At 64.7% G+C, this 16,830-nt stretch carries 16 protein-coding genes; 8 read left to right on the top strand and 8 right to left on the bottom strand.

Going from position 1 to position 16,830, the window contains the following annotated elements:
- Window positions 1–132 precede the first annotated feature (132 nt).
- Window positions 133–393 (bottom strand): hypothetical protein, encoded by a 261-nt coding sequence (locus IVA91_RS19240; protein WP_247277783.1) that lies wholly within the window; start codon window positions 391–393, stop codon window positions 133–135.
- 142 nt (window positions 394–535) lie between these two features.
- On the opposite strand from IVA91_RS19240, the gene IVA91_RS19245 reads away from it, so the two are divergent.
- On the top strand, window positions 536–2,032 hold the full coding sequence (locus tag IVA91_RS19245) for a sensor domain-containing diguanylate cyclase (RefSeq protein WP_247277784.1): 1,497 nt from the start codon (window positions 536–538) through the stop codon (window positions 2,030–2,032).
- A 172-nt stretch (window positions 2,033–2,204) separates the two neighbouring features.
- Here the strand turns inward: IVA91_RS19245 and galU are convergent, their stop codons facing one another.
- Complete coding sequence (gene galU, locus IVA91_RS19250) at window positions 2,205–3,080, bottom strand: UTP--glucose-1-phosphate uridylyltransferase GalU (RefSeq protein WP_247277785.1); 876 nt, start codon at window positions 3,078–3,080, stop codon at window positions 2,205–2,207.
- A 200-nt stretch (window positions 3,081–3,280) separates the two neighbouring features.
- On the opposite strand from galU, the gene IVA91_RS19255 reads away from it, so the two are divergent.
- Window positions 3,281–4,678: a lytic murein transglycosylase gene (locus IVA91_RS19255; protein WP_247277933.1), complete on the top strand. Its 1,398-nt coding sequence runs from the start codon at window positions 3,281–3,283 to the stop codon at window positions 4,676–4,678.
- A gap of 170 nt (window positions 4,679–4,848) precedes the next feature.
- Complete coding sequence (locus IVA91_RS19260) at window positions 4,849–6,543, top strand: SGNH family hydrolase (RefSeq protein ID WP_247277786.1); 1,695 nt, start codon at window positions 4,849–4,851, stop codon at window positions 6,541–6,543.
- Between the two features lie 74 nt (window positions 6,544–6,617).
- On the opposite strand, the gene IVA91_RS19265 is transcribed toward IVA91_RS19260, so the two are convergent.
- Both IVA91_RS19265 and IVA91_RS19270 read right to left on the bottom strand, forming a co-directional pair.
- The gene (locus IVA91_RS19265) at window positions 6,618–6,986 is read right to left on the bottom strand and encodes a CsbD family protein (protein ID WP_247277787.1); all 369 of its coding nucleotides are present in this window, start codon (window positions 6,984–6,986) and stop codon (window positions 6,618–6,620) included.
- Between the two features lie 64 nt (window positions 6,987–7,050).
- Window positions 7,051–7,788 (bottom strand): SDR family oxidoreductase, encoded by a 738-nt coding sequence (locus IVA91_RS19270; RefSeq protein WP_247417957.1) that lies wholly within the window; start codon window positions 7,786–7,788, stop codon window positions 7,051–7,053.
- Between the two features lie 97 nt (window positions 7,789–7,885).
- On the opposite strand from IVA91_RS19270, the gene IVA91_RS19275 reads away from it, so the two are divergent.
- A complete protein-coding gene (locus tag IVA91_RS19275; protein WP_247277789.1) occupies window positions 7,886–8,665 on the top strand; it encodes an SDR family NAD(P)-dependent oxidoreductase in 780 nt (259 codons plus the stop codon).
- A gap of 97 nt (window positions 8,666–8,762) precedes the next feature.
- The gene (locus tag IVA91_RS19280; protein ID WP_247277790.1) at window positions 8,763–9,650 is read left to right on the top strand and encodes a TauD/TfdA family dioxygenase; all 888 of its coding nucleotides are present in this window, start codon (window positions 8,763–8,765) and stop codon (window positions 9,648–9,650) included.
- A 161-nt stretch (window positions 9,651–9,811) separates the two neighbouring features.
- Here IVA91_RS19280 and IVA91_RS19285 read toward each other — a convergent pair whose 3' ends face one another.
- On the bottom strand, window positions 9,812–10,456 hold the full coding sequence (locus IVA91_RS19285; protein WP_247277791.1) for a YqgE/AlgH family protein: 645 nt from the start codon (window positions 10,454–10,456) through the stop codon (window positions 9,812–9,814).
- Window positions 10,457–10,597: 141 nt separating this feature from the next.
- On the opposite strand from IVA91_RS19285, the gene IVA91_RS19290 reads away from it, so the two are divergent.
- From IVA91_RS19290 to IVA91_RS19300, 3 genes are all read left to right on the top strand, one after another.
- A complete protein-coding gene (locus IVA91_RS19290; RefSeq protein WP_247277792.1) occupies window positions 10,598–11,437 on the top strand; it encodes a protein-disulfide reductase DsbD domain-containing protein in 840 nt (279 codons plus the stop codon).
- Between the two features lie 247 nt (window positions 11,438–11,684).
- Complete coding sequence (locus IVA91_RS19295) at window positions 11,685–13,052, top strand: flippase (RefSeq protein ID WP_247277793.1); 1,368 nt, start codon at window positions 11,685–11,687, stop codon at window positions 13,050–13,052.
- A gap of 185 nt (window positions 13,053–13,237) precedes the next feature.
- Entirely contained in the window at window positions 13,238–14,062 is an 825-nt protein-coding gene (locus IVA91_RS19300) for a sulfite exporter TauE/SafE family protein (RefSeq protein ID WP_247277794.1), read from the top strand.
- Between the two features lie 219 nt (window positions 14,063–14,281).
- Here IVA91_RS19300 and IVA91_RS19305 read toward each other — a convergent pair whose 3' ends face one another.
- From IVA91_RS19305 to IVA91_RS19315, 3 genes are all read right to left on the bottom strand, one after another.
- On the bottom strand, window positions 14,282–15,070 hold the full coding sequence (locus tag IVA91_RS19305; protein ID WP_247277795.1) for a 3-hydroxybutyrate dehydrogenase: 789 nt from the start codon (window positions 15,068–15,070) through the stop codon (window positions 14,282–14,284).
- Window position 15,071: 1 nt separating this feature from the next.
- The gene (locus tag IVA91_RS19310) at window positions 15,072–16,247 is read right to left on the bottom strand and encodes a DUF3734 domain-containing protein (protein ID WP_247277796.1); all 1,176 of its coding nucleotides are present in this window, start codon (window positions 16,245–16,247) and stop codon (window positions 15,072–15,074) included.
- A gap of 77 nt (window positions 16,248–16,324) precedes the next feature.
- Window positions 16,325–16,828, bottom strand: coding sequence for a CAP domain-containing protein (locus IVA91_RS19315; protein ID WP_247277797.1), 504 nt, complete (start codon window positions 16,826–16,828; stop codon window positions 16,325–16,327).
- Between the last annotated feature and the right edge of the window lie 2 nt (window positions 16,829–16,830).

The raw sequence follows: 16,830 nt of genomic DNA on the forward strand, positions 1-16,830 counted from the left end.
TCACCCTGACACCACCATCTCCTTGCGCCTCAAGCTCAAGCGCGCCGGGTGGAACGATGCCTTTCTTTTTGAGCTCCTCGGCCACATGCGATAGCCCTGCCCTCCAGGGGAGGGTGGCAGCGCGCCGCTGCACTAACGCCGCCGCTCGCTCTTCTTCCTGAACCGGACGCTCACACCGTCAGGCATGCGCGTCGCCACGAAGCCGGCGGCGAGGCAGGCTTCGCGTTGCGGCATCTGGATGTCGGGGCTGCGCAGGCTGTCCCACCAGGAGGCACGATGCGCCGCGCGCGGCAGAGCCGCGCCGATGATCTCCTCGATCTGCTCGAAGCTCAGCACCAACTCATCCTGCTTCTGCCGCATCAGATAGTCGCGCAACGCGTCGTAGTCGTTCACAATCGTCCTCTCGTCCCGCTCGCATGAGGCTGCCCAAAACCGTGCGCCTCATAAACCGATTCTTAACTCATTGCGGCAAGGCCGTCCTGCCTTAAACACTACTCAAGCTTTCGGGCGCATCCACTAGGATCGGGAGCAAGCGATGCTGTCTCGATGGCGCGAAGTCACGGCCCGCCGGCCGTGGCGGATTTCGGCGAAGCTGCTGATCATCTCGTCCGTGGTGACGGTGATCGGCTTCTCCGCCATTTGCGTCAATGTGATGCTGGACATGCGCCGCGGCGAGGAGTCGCTCGCCCGCCAGACCCTGGAGAATTTGGCGACGACCATCGAGTCCGACGTCAGCCGCAACATCGAGATTTATGACCTGTCGCTGAAGGCGGTCGCCGCCAACATGCTGCTGCCCGAGCTTGCGACGGTCTCGAAGCCGATCCGTCATCTGATCCTGTTCGACCATGCGACCACCGCGAGGCATTTCGGCGCCATCCGGGTGTTCGATGCCGAGGGCCGGCTGACCATCGACGCCTCCACCCTCGACCCGCTGCCGGAGGTCAGGAGCGAGGAAGATTACTTCAGGGTTCATCGCGACAATCCGGACATCGGGCTCTTCATCAGCCGTCCCATGCTGTTTCGTGGCGCCTATTCCATCGTGCTAAGCCGGCGCGTCAGCGATACCGACGGCGGCTTCATGGGCGTCGTCGCCGGCTCGATCCGATTCAGCTATTTCCACGAATTGTTCGAGCGGCTGAACCTCGACCCCGACGACAGCATCACCGTGCTGAAGCGCGACCGCACCATCATGATGCGACGGCCGTTCGATCTCGACGTCATCGGCAAGAATCTCGGAACGCAGCAGAGCTGGAAGGCCGACAATCTCAAGGCCGGCGGGTCCTATGCCGGCCAGGGTCCGGTAGACGCGACGCCGCGGCTCTATTCCCGAAGCGGCGACAGCGGGCCGCTGTTCGTGGTGGCGGGCAAGCCGCTGACCGCCGTGTTCGAGCTCTGGCAGAGGGAAGCCTATCGCATCGGCGCCGTGGTCCTGGCGCTGATCCTGTTCATGCTGGCCTCGACGCTGGTGCTCGCGCGCGAGATTGGCCGACGTGCCGAGGCCGAGCACAAGCTCGAGGAGATGGCGACGACGGACGCGCTCACCGGCCTGAAAAACCGCCGCAAGTTCGATTCCGTCATCGACGTCGAATGGCGCCGCGCGATGCGCCAGAAGGCGCCGGTCGCACTGTTGATGATCGATGCCGATCACTTCAAGGCTTACAATGACACGTTCGGTCACCAGGCCGGCGACCAGGTGCTGGTCGGCATCGCCATCTGCATTTCCGACTCGGTGAGCCGCGCCGGCGACTGCGCCGCGCGCTACGGCGGCGAAGAATTCGCCGTACTGCTGCCGAACATTTCGGCCGCGGATGCCTACAAGATCGCCGAGACGATCCGGCTCAAGGTGCAGGGCTGGTCCGACGATCAGGCGAGCACAACGGTCTCCTGCGGCATCGCCAGCCTCGTTCCCAGTGCCGGCATGGACTGGCCGGTCCTGGTCGCCGCCGCCGACAAGGCGCTCTATGCCGCCAAGGCCGGTGGGCGCAACCAGTCGGTGGTCGCGAGCTTGCCGCAGTTGTCGCTGGTGGCGTGAGACGGCTGCCGTCGGCGACGAGCAGCGTGCCTAATTTCGGTGTCGTCCCCGGCTAAAGCCAGGCCCCCTTACCCAAAAAGAGTCGTGGCACGAGCTGATCACCACGCGCCTGCGCCAAACACCGTCTCGGGGTAATGGTCCTGGAGCGCTTGTCCAGGACGACGCGAAGGAGCTACTGCCCCAGATACTTCTTCATCTCCGCGATCAGCCCATCGCGCAGCTCCGGGCGCTTCATGCCGTAGGCGATGTTGGCGCGGAGGAAGCCGGGCTTGGAGCCGCAATCGTGACGCTCGCCCTCGAACTCGACGCCATAGAATTTCTGGGCCTTGGCAAGACCGATCATGGCGTCGGTGAGCTGGATCTCCCCGCCGGCACCGCGCTCCTGGGTTTCGAGGATCTTGAAGATCTCGGGCTGGAGGATGTAGCGGCCGGTGATCGAGAGGTTGGAGGGCGCGGTGCCCTTGGCCGGCTTCTCGACCATGCCGTCGACCTCGAACATCTTGCCGTTGCGCTTTCCGACCCCGCAGATGCCGTATTGATGCGTCAGGTGATCGGGCACCGCCTCGACCGCGACGAGATTGGATTTCTCGCCGAGCGACGATGCCATATCGATCATCTGCTTCAGGCAACCCGGCGTGTTGAGCACGAGCTCGTCCGGCAGCACGACTGCAAACGGCTCGTTGCCGACGATGTCGCGCGCGCACCAGACCGCGTGACCGAGGCCGAGCGGCGCCTGCTGGCGCGTGAAGCTGACGGCGCCAGCGTCCGGCTGGTTCTGCGCCAGGATCTCCTGCTCGGCCGTCTTGCCGCGCGCCTCCAGCGTCGCGTCGAGCTCGAACATCCGGTCGAAATGATCTTCGATGACGTTCTTGTTGCGGCCGGTGACGAAGATGAAGTGCTCGATGCCGGCCTCCTTCGCCTCGTCATAGACGTACTGGATCAGCGGCTTGTCGACGATGGTCAGCATTTCCTTCGGCATCGCTTTGGTGGCGGGCAGGACGCGGGTGCCGAGGCCGGCGACGGGGAATACGGCTTTGCGAATTTTCATGGGATCGATCGAATACCTGAGGACGTGAACACAGCAATGGCATCTTGCTAGCCTGTTTGCAGCCGCCAACAAAGGCGGATGTGGGGCCTCGCCCCGACAGAGTTAAGAAAAAGGCCGTCACCAAAATTTCACCTTTGTTAAGCTATTGGCAACGCCTACCAGGCCTCCTGATGGCGGAATTTCAGGCCGATGGGTGGGACATGATGCAATCAGTGGCACGACTGGCAGGACGGACTGGGTCCGTGACCGGCGCGACGATGATTGCGGCGGCTTTGCTGCTGCCTGCATGCGCGCACGCCCAGGCGCAGAACGGCCTATCGAACCTGTTCGGCGGCATCTTCTCCGCCCCGAACGCGGCGCCGTCGCAAGCCTTGCCCGGCCCCGGCAGCGCACAAACTGGAGCTCAACCTTGGAGCGGCGAGGACGGCGCCTCCGGCCATCCGCTGATGACGGCCGCTGCGATCCGCGAGGCCGCGGGCAATTTCAACAATTGTGTCGCCGCGATGTGGCCGGATGCCGCACGCCGCAGCATCACGCAGGAGAATTTCCAGCGCTTCACCGCAGGCCTCAGCCCCGATTTGCGCATCATGGATCTGATGGACTCGCAGCCGGAGTTCACCAAATCGATCTGGGACTACCTCGACATTCTCGTGAACGACAACCGCCTCGCCAAGGGCCGCGAGATCCTCGCCACATACAAGGCGCAGTTCGACGCCACCGAAAAGGCCACCGGCGTCGACCGCTACATCATCGCCTCGATCTGGGGCATCGAGTCCAATTACTCGACGCAGATGGGCGACCGCAGCGTGCTGCAATCGACCGCGACGCTCGCCTGCATCGGCCGCCGCCAAACCTATTTCAAGGACGAATTCCTCTCCGCGCTGGAGATCCTCAACCGCGGCGATCTCAGGCCTGAGCAGCTGCGCGGCTCCTGGGCCGGCGCCTTCGGCCCGACCCAGTTCATGCCGACCGCATTCAAGCGCTTTGCCGTCGACGGCGACGGCGACGGGCGGCGCGACGTCGTCGACAATCCGACCGACCTGATCGCGTCGACCGCCAACAATCTGAAGAAGGACGGCTGGCAGGCCGGCCAGACCTGGGGCTACGAGGTCGTGGTGCCGCAAGGCTTCAACTACATGCTGGCCGACCGCGCCAAGGCGATGACGATCGCCCAATGGGAGAAGCTCGGGCTGAAGCGCCCGAACAACCAGCCCTTCCCGCATCCGGCCGAGAAGGCCTATCTGCTCGCGCCGGCCGGCGCGCAAGGACCAGGCTTCCTGATGCTGCAGAATTATCGCGTCATCATGAAGTACAATCCGGCCGAGGCCTATGCGCTGGCGATCGGGCATTTCGCCGACCGCTTGCGCGGCGGGGGCCCCTTCGTGCAGCCCTGGCCGCGGCAGGAACGGGAGCTGTCGCGCACCGAGCGGCTGGAGCTGCAGCAGCTGCTGGCCCAGCGCGGCTTCTACAAGGGCACCCCGGATGGCCAGTTCGGCGGCCAGACCCGGGAAGCCCTGCGCAATTTCCAGGCCTCAATCGGCGTGCCGGCCGACGGTTTTGCCTCCTCCGACGTGCTGGACCGGCTGCGCGGGCGGTAAAATCGCGCCCAAAGTAACCCTGAACAGGGATTTTGGCAGGCAGCCTTGACCGGGGCGGCTGTTCCCCGGTGTATGGCAGAAGATTCTGCAACAGAATCTGCCCGTTTGGCGCCTGATTCCGTTATTATATTCGAGCCACTTCCAATCCCATTGCGCGTGCCCGAGATCGCATGTCGAAGAAGTCCCTGTTCAAGGCGCTGACCGAGACCGGCCCATTGATCGCGCTGGGGACGGCGCTTGCGATCCTGGTGTCCGTCGCGGCCCCGGCCTCGGCGCAATTCTTCAACTTCCCCGGCTTCGGCGGCCCGCCACAGCGCGCGGCGCCACCGCCACCACGTGGTGGAGGTGGCGGCGGCTGGTTCGGCGGCGACTTCTTCGCACCATTCCAGCAACAACAGCCGCAGGCGCCGCGCCAGGATTTTTCGCGCGCGCCGGCGCCGGCCAAGCGCGACACTATCCCCGACAAGAACGTGCTGGTGATCGGCGACGCCATGGCCGACTGGCTCGCCTATGGCCTCGAGGACGCCTACGCCGAGCAGCCCGACATGGGCGTGATCCGCAAGCACAAGACCACCTCGGGCCTCATCAAGTACCAGCCGAAGGGCGAGCCCGCGGATTGGGCGGCTGCGGCGAAGGGCATCCTCGAGACCGAGAAGCCCGAAATCATCGTGGTCATGCTCGGCCTCAACGACCGCATCGCGATCCGCGAGCCTGTGGCCGACAAGTCGGACAAGGCCTCTGACAAGGACAAGAAGAACGACAAGGGCGCGCGCGGCAAGCCACCGGGCAAGCCCGGCGATGCCAAGCCCGACACCGCTGCCAAGCCTGAGGACAAACCCGCCGCGGATACTGACCTGCCGCAGGATGACGCCGACAACGCCGATACGCCGGCAGCCGCTGCGCCGGAGAAGACGGCGCGCAACCCGAATGGTCTCTACGAATTCCGCGACGAGCGCTGGATCGAGCTCTACGGCAAGAAAATCGAGGAACTGGCCAACGTGCTCAAGGCCAAGGGCGTGCCGGTGCTCTGGGTCGGTCTTCCCGCCATCCGCGGGCAGAAGGGTACGGCGGACATGCTGTTCCTGGATTCGCTCTACCGTGAAGGCGCAGCCAAGGCCGGCATCACCTATGTCGACGTCTGGGACGGTTTTGTCGACGAGGCCGGTCGCTTCCTTCAGAAGGGTCCGGACTTCGAAGGCCAAATTCGTCAGCTCCGCAGCTCTGACGGCGTCTATTTCACAAAACCCGGCGCGCGCAAGCTCGCGCACTATGTCGAGCGCGAGATCACGCGCCTGCTTGCGGGCCGCTCCGGTCCGATCGCACTGCCGAGCGAGCCGGCGACGCCCGACACCAGCGCCGAGCCCGGCAAGCCCGCGCCGCGGCCGCTGGCCGGACCGATCGTGCCGCTGGTCGCGGCCTCGATCTCGACCGATCAATTGCTGGGCGGGCCAGGCTCGCGTCCGGCCGCGGTCGATGCGCTCGCTGCGAAGACGATGGTGAAAGGCGAGCCGCTGAGCGCCCCCGCCGGGCGCGCCGACGACTATGCCTGGCCGCGCCGCGAAGTCGGACGCGAGCAGGCCAAGGGCGATACGCCGATGGCGACGACGACGCCTGACGGCAGCGCTGCTCAGGGTTCACCGGGGGCGGCCGCCGCAATCGCGCCGCCAAAGCTCGCGCCGAAGAAGCCGCAGCAGCTTCCGCCGCAGCAGCCGGCACAGGCAGCGCCGTCATTCCGGGATTTCTTCGGCTTTGGCTCTCCGCAGCCACCGCGTCAACTGGCGCCAGCCCCAGGCTCCCGCAATCCGAATCCGGCGATCCCGCGGCCGCCGGGCAATGTCGGGCGCGCGGCGGAAGCGATCCGGTAAATCGTATCTCTGATTTGAGTCGTCATTCCGGGCGCGCGGAGCGCGCGCCCCGGATGACGGGTCTAGCTGTTAGCCTAATAGCGCCAGCGCGGCGGCGGACGGCGGGCGGGGCGCGACATCAGAAGCGCGAGTGCGAAGCCGATGCCGGCCGCAGTCAGCAGCGCGCCGAGCGGGTTGTCCTGCACCTTGCGGGCGATGGCTTGCGTGCCGTCGCGGAACGTATCGCCGCTGGCCTCATAGGCATCCTTGGCGTAGCTGGAGGCCGTGTCCGCAGCTTCGCGCGCCGCGTCCTTCGCCTGGCCGTACAGGTTCTGCACCGTGCCTGCGGCTTCCCGTGCCTTGCCTGAGGCCTGCGTTTTGGCGTCGCCCGCCATCTCGCCCACGGTGCCTTCCACGCCGCCTGCCATTTCCTTGGCTGATCCAATGATCCGATCCGCGTCCATGATAATCCTCCTCGGTGATCAGCCGAAGTAACCGATCAGAAGCAGCGCGGTTCCTTGCCATGGCCTACAGAATGAGGCCGCCATCGACGACCAGCGTCTGCCCCACGATGTAGGACGACAGCGGCGAGGCCAGGAACAGCGCCGCGCCCGCCATGTCGGCCGGCGTGCCCAATCGCCGGAGCGGGATGCGCGCGAGCGCGCCTTCGAGCCGCTTGGGATTGTCGGTGGTCACCTTCGTCATCTTGGTGTCGACCAGACCGGGCGCGATGCCGTTGACGCGGATGCCGTCCTCGGCCCAGGCCTCGCCCAGCGTACGTGTCAATCCGACAGCGCCGGTCTTCGAGGCGTTGTAGGCGGGATTGCCCATGGTGGAATGATAGGCCGCGGTCGAGGACACCATGATCAGCACGCCCTTCGCATCCCGCAGCATGGAATGAAACCGCGTCGCGCAGGCCATCAGGCTCATCAGATTGACCTCCACGACCTTGCGGAAGCCGGCCATCTCGAATTCGCCGCGGCGATAGAGCACCGCGCCTTGCGCGAGCACCAGGATGTCGAGCCGCTCGAAGGGTGGCTTGAACGCCTCGATCGCCCCGGCATTGCTGACGTCGAGCTGAGCGAAGGCGAGGCCGGTGAGATCAGAGCCTTCCTCAATCGAATAATCCTCGGGCCGAGCGCGCGTGCCGCAGACGGCGACATGCGCACCCCTGGCGCGAAAAGCTTGCGCAATGCCGTTGCCGATACCGCTGGAACCGCCGACCACCAGCACCTGCCTGCCTGAGAAATCGAGCTCGTTTGCCATCGCGGCCTCCCGCTTGTTTTTGCTTGTTTGACCTGTCTGCGGATCGATGCCAGCCTTGTCAATCATAACAAGAACAAGCAGGGCGCGAGGAAGCAGCATGTCCGAATTCAAACAGCTCAGCCGGTCAGTAAAGGGCCTGACCGTCCTCGTCACCGGCGCGGCCAGCGGCATGGGACGCGCCACCGCGCGCGTGTTCGCCACCGAAGGTGCGAACGTTGCCCTGACCGATTATGACGAGCAAGGCGCGCATGCGGTTGCCAAGGAAATCGCGGCAAGCGGCGGAGCAGCGAGGGCGTGGAAGCTCGATGTTGCCGATGGCGACGAGATCAAGCGCGTGGTCGGCGATGTCGCGGCGCATTTCGGCGGGCTCGACATCGTCGTCAACAATGCGGGCATCTCAGTGCGGGTCGCGATCGATGACGAGGCCTATGAGGACGCATGGGCCAAAGGCCTCGCCGTGATGCTGACGGCGCATCCGCGCGTGATCCGCGCCGCGCTGCCGCATTTGCGCAAGTCGAAGTGCCCGCGCATCCTCAACATCGCCTCGACCGAGGCGCTCGGCGCCACTGCCCTGCACAGCCCCTATTCGGCGGCGAAGGGCGGCGTTGCGAGCCTCACCCGTTCGCTGGCGGTGGAGCTCGGCCGCGAGGGCATCACCGTCAACTGCATCTGTCCCGGCCCGATCCGCACGGCCATCACCGATCGCATCTCGGAGGAGCACAAGACCATCTACGCCAAGCGCCGCACTGCACTCGGCCGTTACGGCGAGCCCGAAGAGGTCGCGCATGTGACGCTCAGCCTGTGCCTGCCGGCCGCCTCCTTCATCACCGGTGCGGTGATCCCGGTCGACGGCGGCCTGATGGCCCGGAACGCGTAAGAGCCATGCGCGCGGCGCGTTGACATCGCCGGGCGCGGGAGGCATTTTTTTCGCAAACGGAGCGGGAAAACTGCTCACAGATGCGGGAGAAATCGCCATGACGATCGCCATCCGGCAGCTTCAGAAGCATTTTGTCGGCGAGGTTTCGGGCCTCGATTTGCGCAAGCCACTCACGGCGGATGAGGCGCGCGAAGTCGAGGCCGCGATGGACAAATATGCGGTGCTGGTCTTCCACGATCAGGACATCACCGACGAGCAGCAGATGGCGTTCGCGCTGAATTTCGGCCAGCGCGAGGATGCGCGCGGCGGCACCGTCACCAAGGAGAAGGACTATCGGCTGCAATCCGGCCTGAACGATGTCAGCAATCTCGGCAAGGACGGCAAGCCGCTGGCGAAAGACAGCCGCGCGCATCTGTTCAATCTCGGCAACTGCCTCTGGCATTCCGACAGCTCGTTCCGTCCCATCCCGGCAAAATTCTCGCTGCTGTCCGCGCGCGTGGTGAACCCGAAGGGTGGCAACACCGAATTCGCCGATATGCGCGCGGCCTATGACGCGCTCGACGACGAGACCAAGGTTGAGATCGAGGACCTCGTCTGCGAGCACTCGCTGATGTATTCGCGCGGCTCGCTCGGCTTCACCGAATACACCGACGAGGAAAAGGAGATGTTCAAGCCGGTGCTGCAACGTCTGGTGCGCACGCACCCGGTGCATCGCCGCAAATCGCTGTACCTCTCATCGCATGCCGGCAAGGTCGTCGGCATGAGCGTGCCGGAGGGCCGTCTATTGCTGCGCGATCTCACCGAGCACGCGACGCAAGCAGAGTTCGTCTACGTCCACAAATGGAAGCTGCATGACCTCGTGATGTGGGACAACCGCCAGACCATGCACCGCGTCCGCCGCTACGACCAGTCGCAACCGCGCGACATGCGCCGCGCAACGGTGGCGGGCACCGAGCCAACGGTACAGCAGCAGGCGGCGGAGTAGCGCGTCATTCACGATGCGTGGTCATCGCCCGGCTTGATCCGGGCGATCCAGTACTCCGAGACGGTTGTGATCGCGCCGATAGGCTGCGGCGTACTGCATGCCCCGATCAAGCCGGGGCATGACAGCGAGGGTGACGTACGACACCGGACGACGGCTAACAACTACGCGTGCCCGGCCTCGTTGGAGAGCATGCCGGGATCAATGCCGATTTTCTGCAAAGCGCGGTTGTATTTGTCGTCGACGTCGTCGCCGAAGATCAGATCCGCGTCCGCGTCGCAATGCAGCCAGCCGTTGCTCTGGATCTCGGTTTCGAGCTGGCCCGGCGCCCAGCCGGCATAGCCGAGCGCGAGGATGGCGTGCTTGGGGCCGGAGCCGTTGGCGATCGCGCGCAGGATGTCGACGGTCGCGGTGAGGCAGACGCCATCGTCGATCCGCAGCGTCGCATTCTCGATGTAGAAGTCGCTGGAATGCAGCACGAAACCACGGCCGGTGTCGACAGGACCGCCGCGCAGCACCTTCATGCTTTCGGCATTTTCCGGCAGCTTGATGTGCTCGCCCTTCTTGATGATGCCGAGCTGCATCAGGAGCTCGGGGAAATCGATGGAGCCCGCGGGATGATTGACAATGATTCCCATCGCGCCTTCGGCGGAATGGGCGCAGAGATAGATCACGGAGCGCTCGAAACGGGGATCGCCCATCACGGGCATTGCAATCAGGAGCCGGCCGTCGAGATAACCGGCCGAATTGGGGAGCGCGGGGCCTGCGCTGCGGGTGCTGTCGCCCGTCCTCTTGCCTGTAGGAGCCATGGTGAAGCACTCCGGTTTCAATTCCTATCCTGATGTCGGGCCCGGCCGCTGTCAAATCAAGGCTTGCAGAGACCTGGTTCAGATGCATCCATCACAAGCAATTCAATGGTTTGCCCTAGGGCGCCCCTGTAAAGACGTGCCATGACCAGCATAGTTCCCCTGCGTGCGGCGATTGGCGTCGCGACAACCCTGATCGCAGCGTCGCTGGCATCCGCAGCCCGTGCCGACGACGCTTCGCCGTGGCAGCGCGACGGACATTCCGCAGTGCGGCTGGTTGCGGGCTCGCGCAGCGGCGCTGTCCTGCTTGGCGGTATCGCGTTCCAGCTCCAACCGGGATGGAAGACCTACTGGCGCGTGCCCGGCGACTCCGGCGTTCCGCCGCGGTTCGACTTCTCCAAGTCGGACAATGTCGAAGCGGTGACCGTGATGTGGCCGGCGCCGCTGAAGTTCGACGACGGCGCGGGCGGCCATTCGATCGGCTACCGCGACCAGATCGTGCTGCCCCTGCGCATCGTCGCCAAGGCCGCCGACAAGCCGGTGACCTTGCGCGCCGAGATCAACTATGCGGTGTGCGAGAAGCTCTGCATTCCCGTCGAAGCCCGCGCCGAACTCGGCTTCAACAGCGTCGCCTCGACCGAGGACGCCAATCTGCGCGCGGCGCTGGACACCGTGCCCAAGCCGGCCAATATCGGCGATCCCAATCCGCTTACCATCCGCGACGTCAAGCGCGAGGGCAACAAGGTGGTCGTCGACGTGGTCGCGCCGGCGGACGCGCGCAACATCAATCTGTTCGTGGAAGGGCCGACACCCGATTGGGCGCTGCCGATTCCGGCCCCGGTCCATCACAGCCCGCCGGACGTGAAGCGATTTTCCTTCGAGCTCGAGGGGCTGCCGCCGGGCGCCAAGCCCGACGGTGCGGCGCTGAAGTTCACGCTGGTGGGACCGGACAGGTCGTACGAGTTCAATACGAACTTGGAGTAGCGTCGTCCCAACCCGAGCCGTGGTCCGGGACAAGCGCAGCGAATCGGAGCGCGGACCCACTACCCCAGGGAGTAGTGGTGGCGCGAACTCGTCGCCCCGAGCCTTCGTCCAACTTCTCCCTGGGGCAACGGGTCCTGGCCTTCGCCGGGACGACGTTGCGGTTTCTACAGCACGCCCACCCAACCGAATCTTAACGAGTGGTTGCTAATTCCCGGGCCTGCCGCAGTATGCGGACGGGGAACTCGAATTGGCCGTGATGGATGCACAACCCGCAACGACCGGACCAGCCGGGTTGATCGCGCGGCTGCGCGGCACGCTGACGGGCGGCTCGAGCGAGGCCTCGCTGACGCGGCGGCTGGCCGCCATCATCTTCGTCATCCGCCTCATCAGTGCAGGCCTCGCCTATGTCTCGCAGATTCTGCTCGCGCGCTGGATGGGCACGTCCGACTACGGCATCTATGTCTATGTCTGGACCTGGGTGCTGCTGCTCGGCAGCATGATGGATTTCGGCATCTCCGCTTCCGCGCAAAAGATCATTCCGGAGTACCGCGCCAGCGGCGCGCACGCGTTGCTGCGCGGCTTTCTCTCCGGCAGCCGCTGGCTCACCTTTATCGTCTCGGCGCTGGTGTCGCTCGGTCTTGCCGGCATCGTCAGGCTGCTGTCACCCTGGATCGATCCGGCCGAGGTGCTGCCGCTCTATATCGGCTGCATGACGCTGCCGGCCTTCGTCGTCGCCAACACCCAGGACGGCATCGCGCGCTCGCACGACTGGATGCAGCTCGGCCTGATGCCGCAATTCATCATCCGACAGGCGCTGATCATCGGCATCACGGCGTGCGCCTTCCTGCTCGGCTATCATCTCGGCGCAGTCGCTGCGATGGTCGCGAGCCTAGGTGCGGTGTGGATCGCGATGGCCGGGCAGATGCTGGTGCTGAACCGCAAGCTCGCCGATCACATCGAGCCGGGCCCCAAGGCCTACGACATCGGCGGCTGGCTGGCCGTCTCGCTGCCGATCCTGCTGGTCGAGAGCTTCTACCTGCTGCTGTCCTACACCGACGTGCTGGTGCTCCAGCAGTTCCGCTCCTCTGACGAGGTCGGCGTCTATTTCGCCGTGGTGAAGACCCTGGCGCTGGTTTCCTTCATCCACTACGCGATGTCGGCGACGACGGCGCATCGCTTCGCCGAATACAACGCAAGCGGCGACAAGGCGCGGCTGTCTGCCTATGTGACGCACGCCATCAGCTGGACGTTCTGGCCGTCGCTGGCGGCGACCATCGTGCTGCTTGCGTTCGGCAAGCCGCTGCTCTGGCTGTTCGGGCCGCAATTCACCGTTGGCTACGATATCATGTTCGTCGCCGCGATCGGGCTGGTGGTGCGCTCCGCAATCGGGCCGGTGGAGCGGCTGCTCAACATGCTGGGCCAGCAGAAGATCTGCGCGCTCGCTTATGCGCTGGCTTTCGTGATGAACGTCGTGCTCTGCATCGCGCTGGTACCGCGCTACGGCGGCCACGGCGCCGCGGCCGCGACCTCGATCTCGCTCACCTTCGAGACGGTGCTCCTGTTCTGGATCGTGCGGCAGCGCCTCGGCCTGCACGTGCTGGCGTTTGGCAAATAGCGACCCGCGACCCTGCTCCTGGGGAACGGCGCGTTCGCAGCATGCATGGGAACGAAGCGAAATTCCTACCGATTTGCCGTCCGCAGCATGATTTTTCTTATTGGACCCAGGCAGTTGCATGCGGGAGGAATTTCATTCTACGTCGTGTTGCTCAACCGACGAGATCCACCTAAGATTCCCCTGACATGTTTGATCCACTCTACGTCGCCTCTGGATTCGGCGTCGGCTTGCTCGTCGGCATGACCGGCGTTGGCGGCGGTTCGTTGATGACGCCGCTGCTGATCCTGTTGTTCGGCATTCATCCCTCCACGGCGGTCGGGACCGACCTGCTCTATGCCGCCGCCACCAAGACCGGCGGCAGCGTGGTGCATGGCTGGTCGCGTAGCGTGCACTGGCCGGCGGTGCTGCGACTCGCCTGCGGCAGCATTCCAGCGAGCGCGGTGACGCTGCTGGTGCTGTGGAAGCTCGACCTCAGAAGCGATTCCGAGCGTAGCCTCGTCAATCTCGTGCTGTGCTTCGCGCTGATCCTGACTGCGACGTCGCTGATCTTCCGCAAGGCGATCATGGATCGCTACCGCAAACGCCTCGAGCAGGTCGACGAGCGCACCACCGCGATCGCGACCGTGATCACCGGAATCGTGCTCGGCGTGCTGGTCTCGATCTCGTCGGTCGGCGCCGGCGCAGTCGGCGTCACTGTGCTCCTGCTGCTCTATCCGCGCCTGCCGATGGCGAGCATCGTCGGCTCCGACATCGCCCATGCGGTGCCGCTGACGCTGGTTGCCGGCATCGGACACTGGGCGCTCGGTGACGTCGACTGGGCGCTGATGGGCGTGCTGCTGCTGGGCTCGCTGCCCGGCATCATCGTCGGCAGTTTTAGCGCAACGCGCGTGCCCGAGACGGTGCTGCGCCTGACGCTGGCGAGCGTGCTGTTCGTGGTCGCCGGCAAGATCATGTTCGCGGAATTGAATTTGTCGTCGGCGATCGTGACGGCGCTAGCGTGGACGCATTAGCCAGAGACCGCGCCCCACTCTCAGTGTTATCGCCCGGCTTGACCGGGCGATCCAGTATTCCGAGAAAGCTGTGATTGAATCGATAAGCCGCGGCGTACTTGATGCCCCGGTCCCGTCTCCGCCAAGGCTACGCCGGGGCCACAAGGGTACTCGGCCCGCCGGAGCTTTAGCGAAGGCGGCAAGCCGGGGCATGACAGCGAGCTAGCTGAACCGCGCGAACTACTCCGCCGTCCAGCCGCCGTCGATCGACAGATTGCTGCCGGTGATCTGCGCGGCATCGTCGCTGCACAGGAACAGGGCGAGCGCGGCAACCTGCTCGGAGGTGACGAACTCCTTGGTCGGCTGCGCGTCGAGCAGCACGTCGTTGATAACCTGCTCGCGCGTCAGATTGCGCGCCTTCATCGTGTCGGGGATCTGCTTCTCCACCAGCGGCGTCCAGACATAGCCCGGGCTGATGCAGTTGCAGGTGATCTTGTGGGTCGCGACCTCCAGCGCCACGGTTTTGGTGAGACCGGCGATGCCGTGCTTGGCCGACACGTAAGCCGATTTGAAGGGCGAGGCGACGAGTGAGTGTGCAGACGCCGTGTTGATGATGCGGCCCCAGCCCTTCTTCTTCATGCCGGGCACGGCGGCACGGATGGCATGGAAGGCCGACGACAGGTTGATGGCGATGATCTGGTCCCACTTCTCGAGCGGAAACTCCTCGATCGGCGAGACGAACTGGATGCCGGCATTGTTGACGAGAATGTCGACCGAGCCAAACGTCTTCTCGCCCAGCGCGATCATCCCGGCGATCTCGGCGGGCTTGGTCATGTCGGCGGGCGAGTAGATCACCTTGACCTTGAACTCGGATTCGATCTTGGTGCGCTCCTTCTCGATGTCCTCGGGCGAGCCGAAGCCGTTGATGACCACGTTGGCGCCGGCGGCGGCGAAGGCGCGTGCGTAAGCGAGCCCGATGCCGCTGGTCGACCCGGTCACGACCGCGTTCTTGCCTGACAGACTACCCATTCTATTCGCTCCTTTTTGCCGGGGGTGCGGTGACGTCCCCCGTGAGATCGTAGGTCACCATGGTCTCGCCGGACTGCGGCTTATCGAGCCAATCCTTGTGGCGCATCGACAGATGCACGTCGCGCACCCCGGCTTCCCAATGCTCGACCATGGCGACATGCGAGAAGTCGTAATCCTTGGACGAGGATTCGTAGTTCTTGCTGCGATAGATCAGATGCACCACCGTGACGGTGCTTTCGCGCGAGGCTTTCGCGAGGAATTCGACGGACGGATCGTTCTTCAGGTAATCCGGCAACTTGCTGATGAGATCTCGCACGGCCCTGCGGGCGTTGTGCAGCTGCTTGTTCTTGTCGGTGTTCATCCGCGTGCGGCTGGAATAGCGGATGTCTTTCTCGCGCTCGGCGGCTTCGAGCAGCGAGGTCGGCAGATCGCCGCGCGCGGAAAACAGGTCGACCTGGAAGATCAGCATGTCGCGGTCGACCTCGGCATCGAGCACGTAGTCGAGCGGCGTGTTGGAGGCGATGCCGCCGTCCCAGTAATGCTCGCCCTCGATCACGACGGACGGAAAGCCCGGCGGCAGCGCGCCGGAGGCCATGATGTGCTCGGGCCCGATGGTCTTGCCGAGCTTCTTGAACGCGTAATTGTCGAAATATTTGAAGTTGCCGGAGGTGACGCCGACCGCGCCGACGGACAAGCGCGTCTTCAGATCGTTGATGCGGTCGAAATCGACCAGACGCTCCAGCGTTTTCTTGAGCGGCGCGGTGTCGTAATAGCTTTCCGCCTCGGGGTGCCCCGGTGGCCAGAGCGGCGCCGGCGGAACGCGGGGTACGAAGAAGCCGGGCACGCCGAAGGTCGCGATCAGCGCTGCGCTCGTCGAATTGAACAGCTCGCGGCTGCGATCGCTCTTGCCGATCGGCTTCCACGGCACCGGCGCCGACACCATCTCCCAGAATTCCTTCAACCGCTTGACGCGGGTATGGCCCTCATTGCCGGCGATGATGGCTGCGTTGATAGCACCGATCGAGATGCCGGCGACCCATTCCGGCTCGAAGCCGTAGCCGCATAGCGCCTGGCAGGCGCCGGCCTGATACGAGCCGAGCGCGCCACCGCCCTGGAGGACCAGGACGCGTTGCGCATTCGCGGGGATGCTGGCGGTATCAGGACGATGATCTGTCATGAGGGAACAATAGCAAAAGGCAAGCCACCGTGGCGACACTGCGCCGCGGCGTCAATGCATCCGGGATCAAGTCTGGCTTATCGAGGGTCCGCCGAAGCCAAGATCATGGTCCAGAACACCTTGTATTTGGTGCCGGGAGCATAGCCCGCTGCGATGCCAAGTTTTGTGACACCGCTTTTGAGCATGTTGGCGCGGTGGGGTGGCGAGTCGCGCCAGCCGGAAAACGCTTCGGCGAGCGTATGATAGCCGGCCGAGACGTTCTCGACCGCCACGGTCGCGGGATAGCCGCCGGCGGCGAGCCGCTTGGCGAGTGGCGCGCGAACGTCATGGTCCATCTTGTTGGCGGCCGCCATAGCCTGGGACTGGGATTCGGCGAGCCGCATCAGATCGGGATCGATCACGACGGTGCTGAGCCCGTTGTTCTGGCGATATTGCGAGATCATCACGGCGGCAGCCTGCGCATCGAGCTTGGCGCCCGGGACCGCCATGTCGGTATACATGGACGGCTGCTGGACCGGCGCTTCGTTGCCGGCGCAGCCGGCTAGAAGCAAAGTGATGGATATTGCGGCCGCAGCGCGCATCA

This window comes from Bradyrhizobium sp. 153 (assembly GCF_023073835.1).
Lineage (GTDB): Bacteria > Pseudomonadota > Alphaproteobacteria > Rhizobiales > Xanthobacteraceae > Bradyrhizobium.

Excerpts from the sequence above, each read along its gene's own strand:
- galU (WP_247277785.1), bottom strand. The coding sequence starts at position 3,080 with ATGAAAATTCGCAAAGCCGTATTCCCCGTCGCCGGCCTCGGCACCCGC.
- IVA91_RS19305 (WP_247277795.1), bottom strand. The coding sequence starts at position 15,070 with ATGGGTAGTCTGTCAGGCAAGAACGCGGTCGTGACCGGGTCGACCAGC.
- IVA91_RS19275 (WP_247277789.1), top strand. The coding sequence starts at position 7,886 with ATGTCCGAATTCAAACAGCTCAGCCGGTCAGTAAAGGGCCTGACCGTC.
- IVA91_RS19280 (WP_247277790.1), top strand. The coding sequence starts at position 8,763 with ATGACGATCGCCATCCGGCAGCTTCAGAAGCATTTTGTCGGCGAGGTT.
- IVA91_RS19290 (WP_247277792.1), top strand. The coding sequence starts at position 10,598 with ATGACCAGCATAGTTCCCCTGCGTGCGGCGATTGGCGTCGCGACAACC.
- IVA91_RS19260 (WP_247277786.1), top strand. The coding sequence starts at position 4,849 with ATGTCGAAGAAGTCCCTGTTCAAGGCGCTGACCGAGACCGGCCCATTG.
- IVA91_RS19285 (WP_247277791.1), bottom strand. The coding sequence starts at position 10,456 with ATGGCTCCTACAGGCAAGAGGACGGGCGACAGCACCCGCAGCGCAGGC.
- IVA91_RS19300 (WP_247277794.1), top strand. The coding sequence starts at position 13,238 with ATGTTTGATCCACTCTACGTCGCCTCTGGATTCGGCGTCGGCTTGCTC.
- IVA91_RS19265 (WP_247277787.1), bottom strand. The coding sequence starts at position 6,986 with ATGGACGCGGATCGGATCATTGGATCAGCCAAGGAAATGGCAGGCGGC.
- IVA91_RS19315 (WP_247277797.1), bottom strand. The coding sequence starts at position 16,828 with ATGCGCGCTGCGGCCGCAATATCCATCACTTTGCTTCTAGCCGGCTGC.
- IVA91_RS19310 (WP_247277796.1), bottom strand. The coding sequence starts at position 16,247 with ATGACAGATCATCGTCCTGATACCGCCAGCATCCCCGCGAATGCGCAA.
- IVA91_RS19255 (WP_247277933.1), top strand. The coding sequence starts at position 3,281 with ATGATGCAATCAGTGGCACGACTGGCAGGACGGACTGGGTCCGTGACC.
- IVA91_RS19245 (WP_247277784.1), top strand. The coding sequence starts at position 536 with ATGCTGTCTCGATGGCGCGAAGTCACGGCCCGCCGGCCGTGGCGGATT.
- IVA91_RS19270 (WP_247417957.1), bottom strand. The coding sequence starts at position 7,788 with ATGGCAAACGAGCTCGATTTCTCAGGCAGGCAGGTGCTGGTGGTCGGC.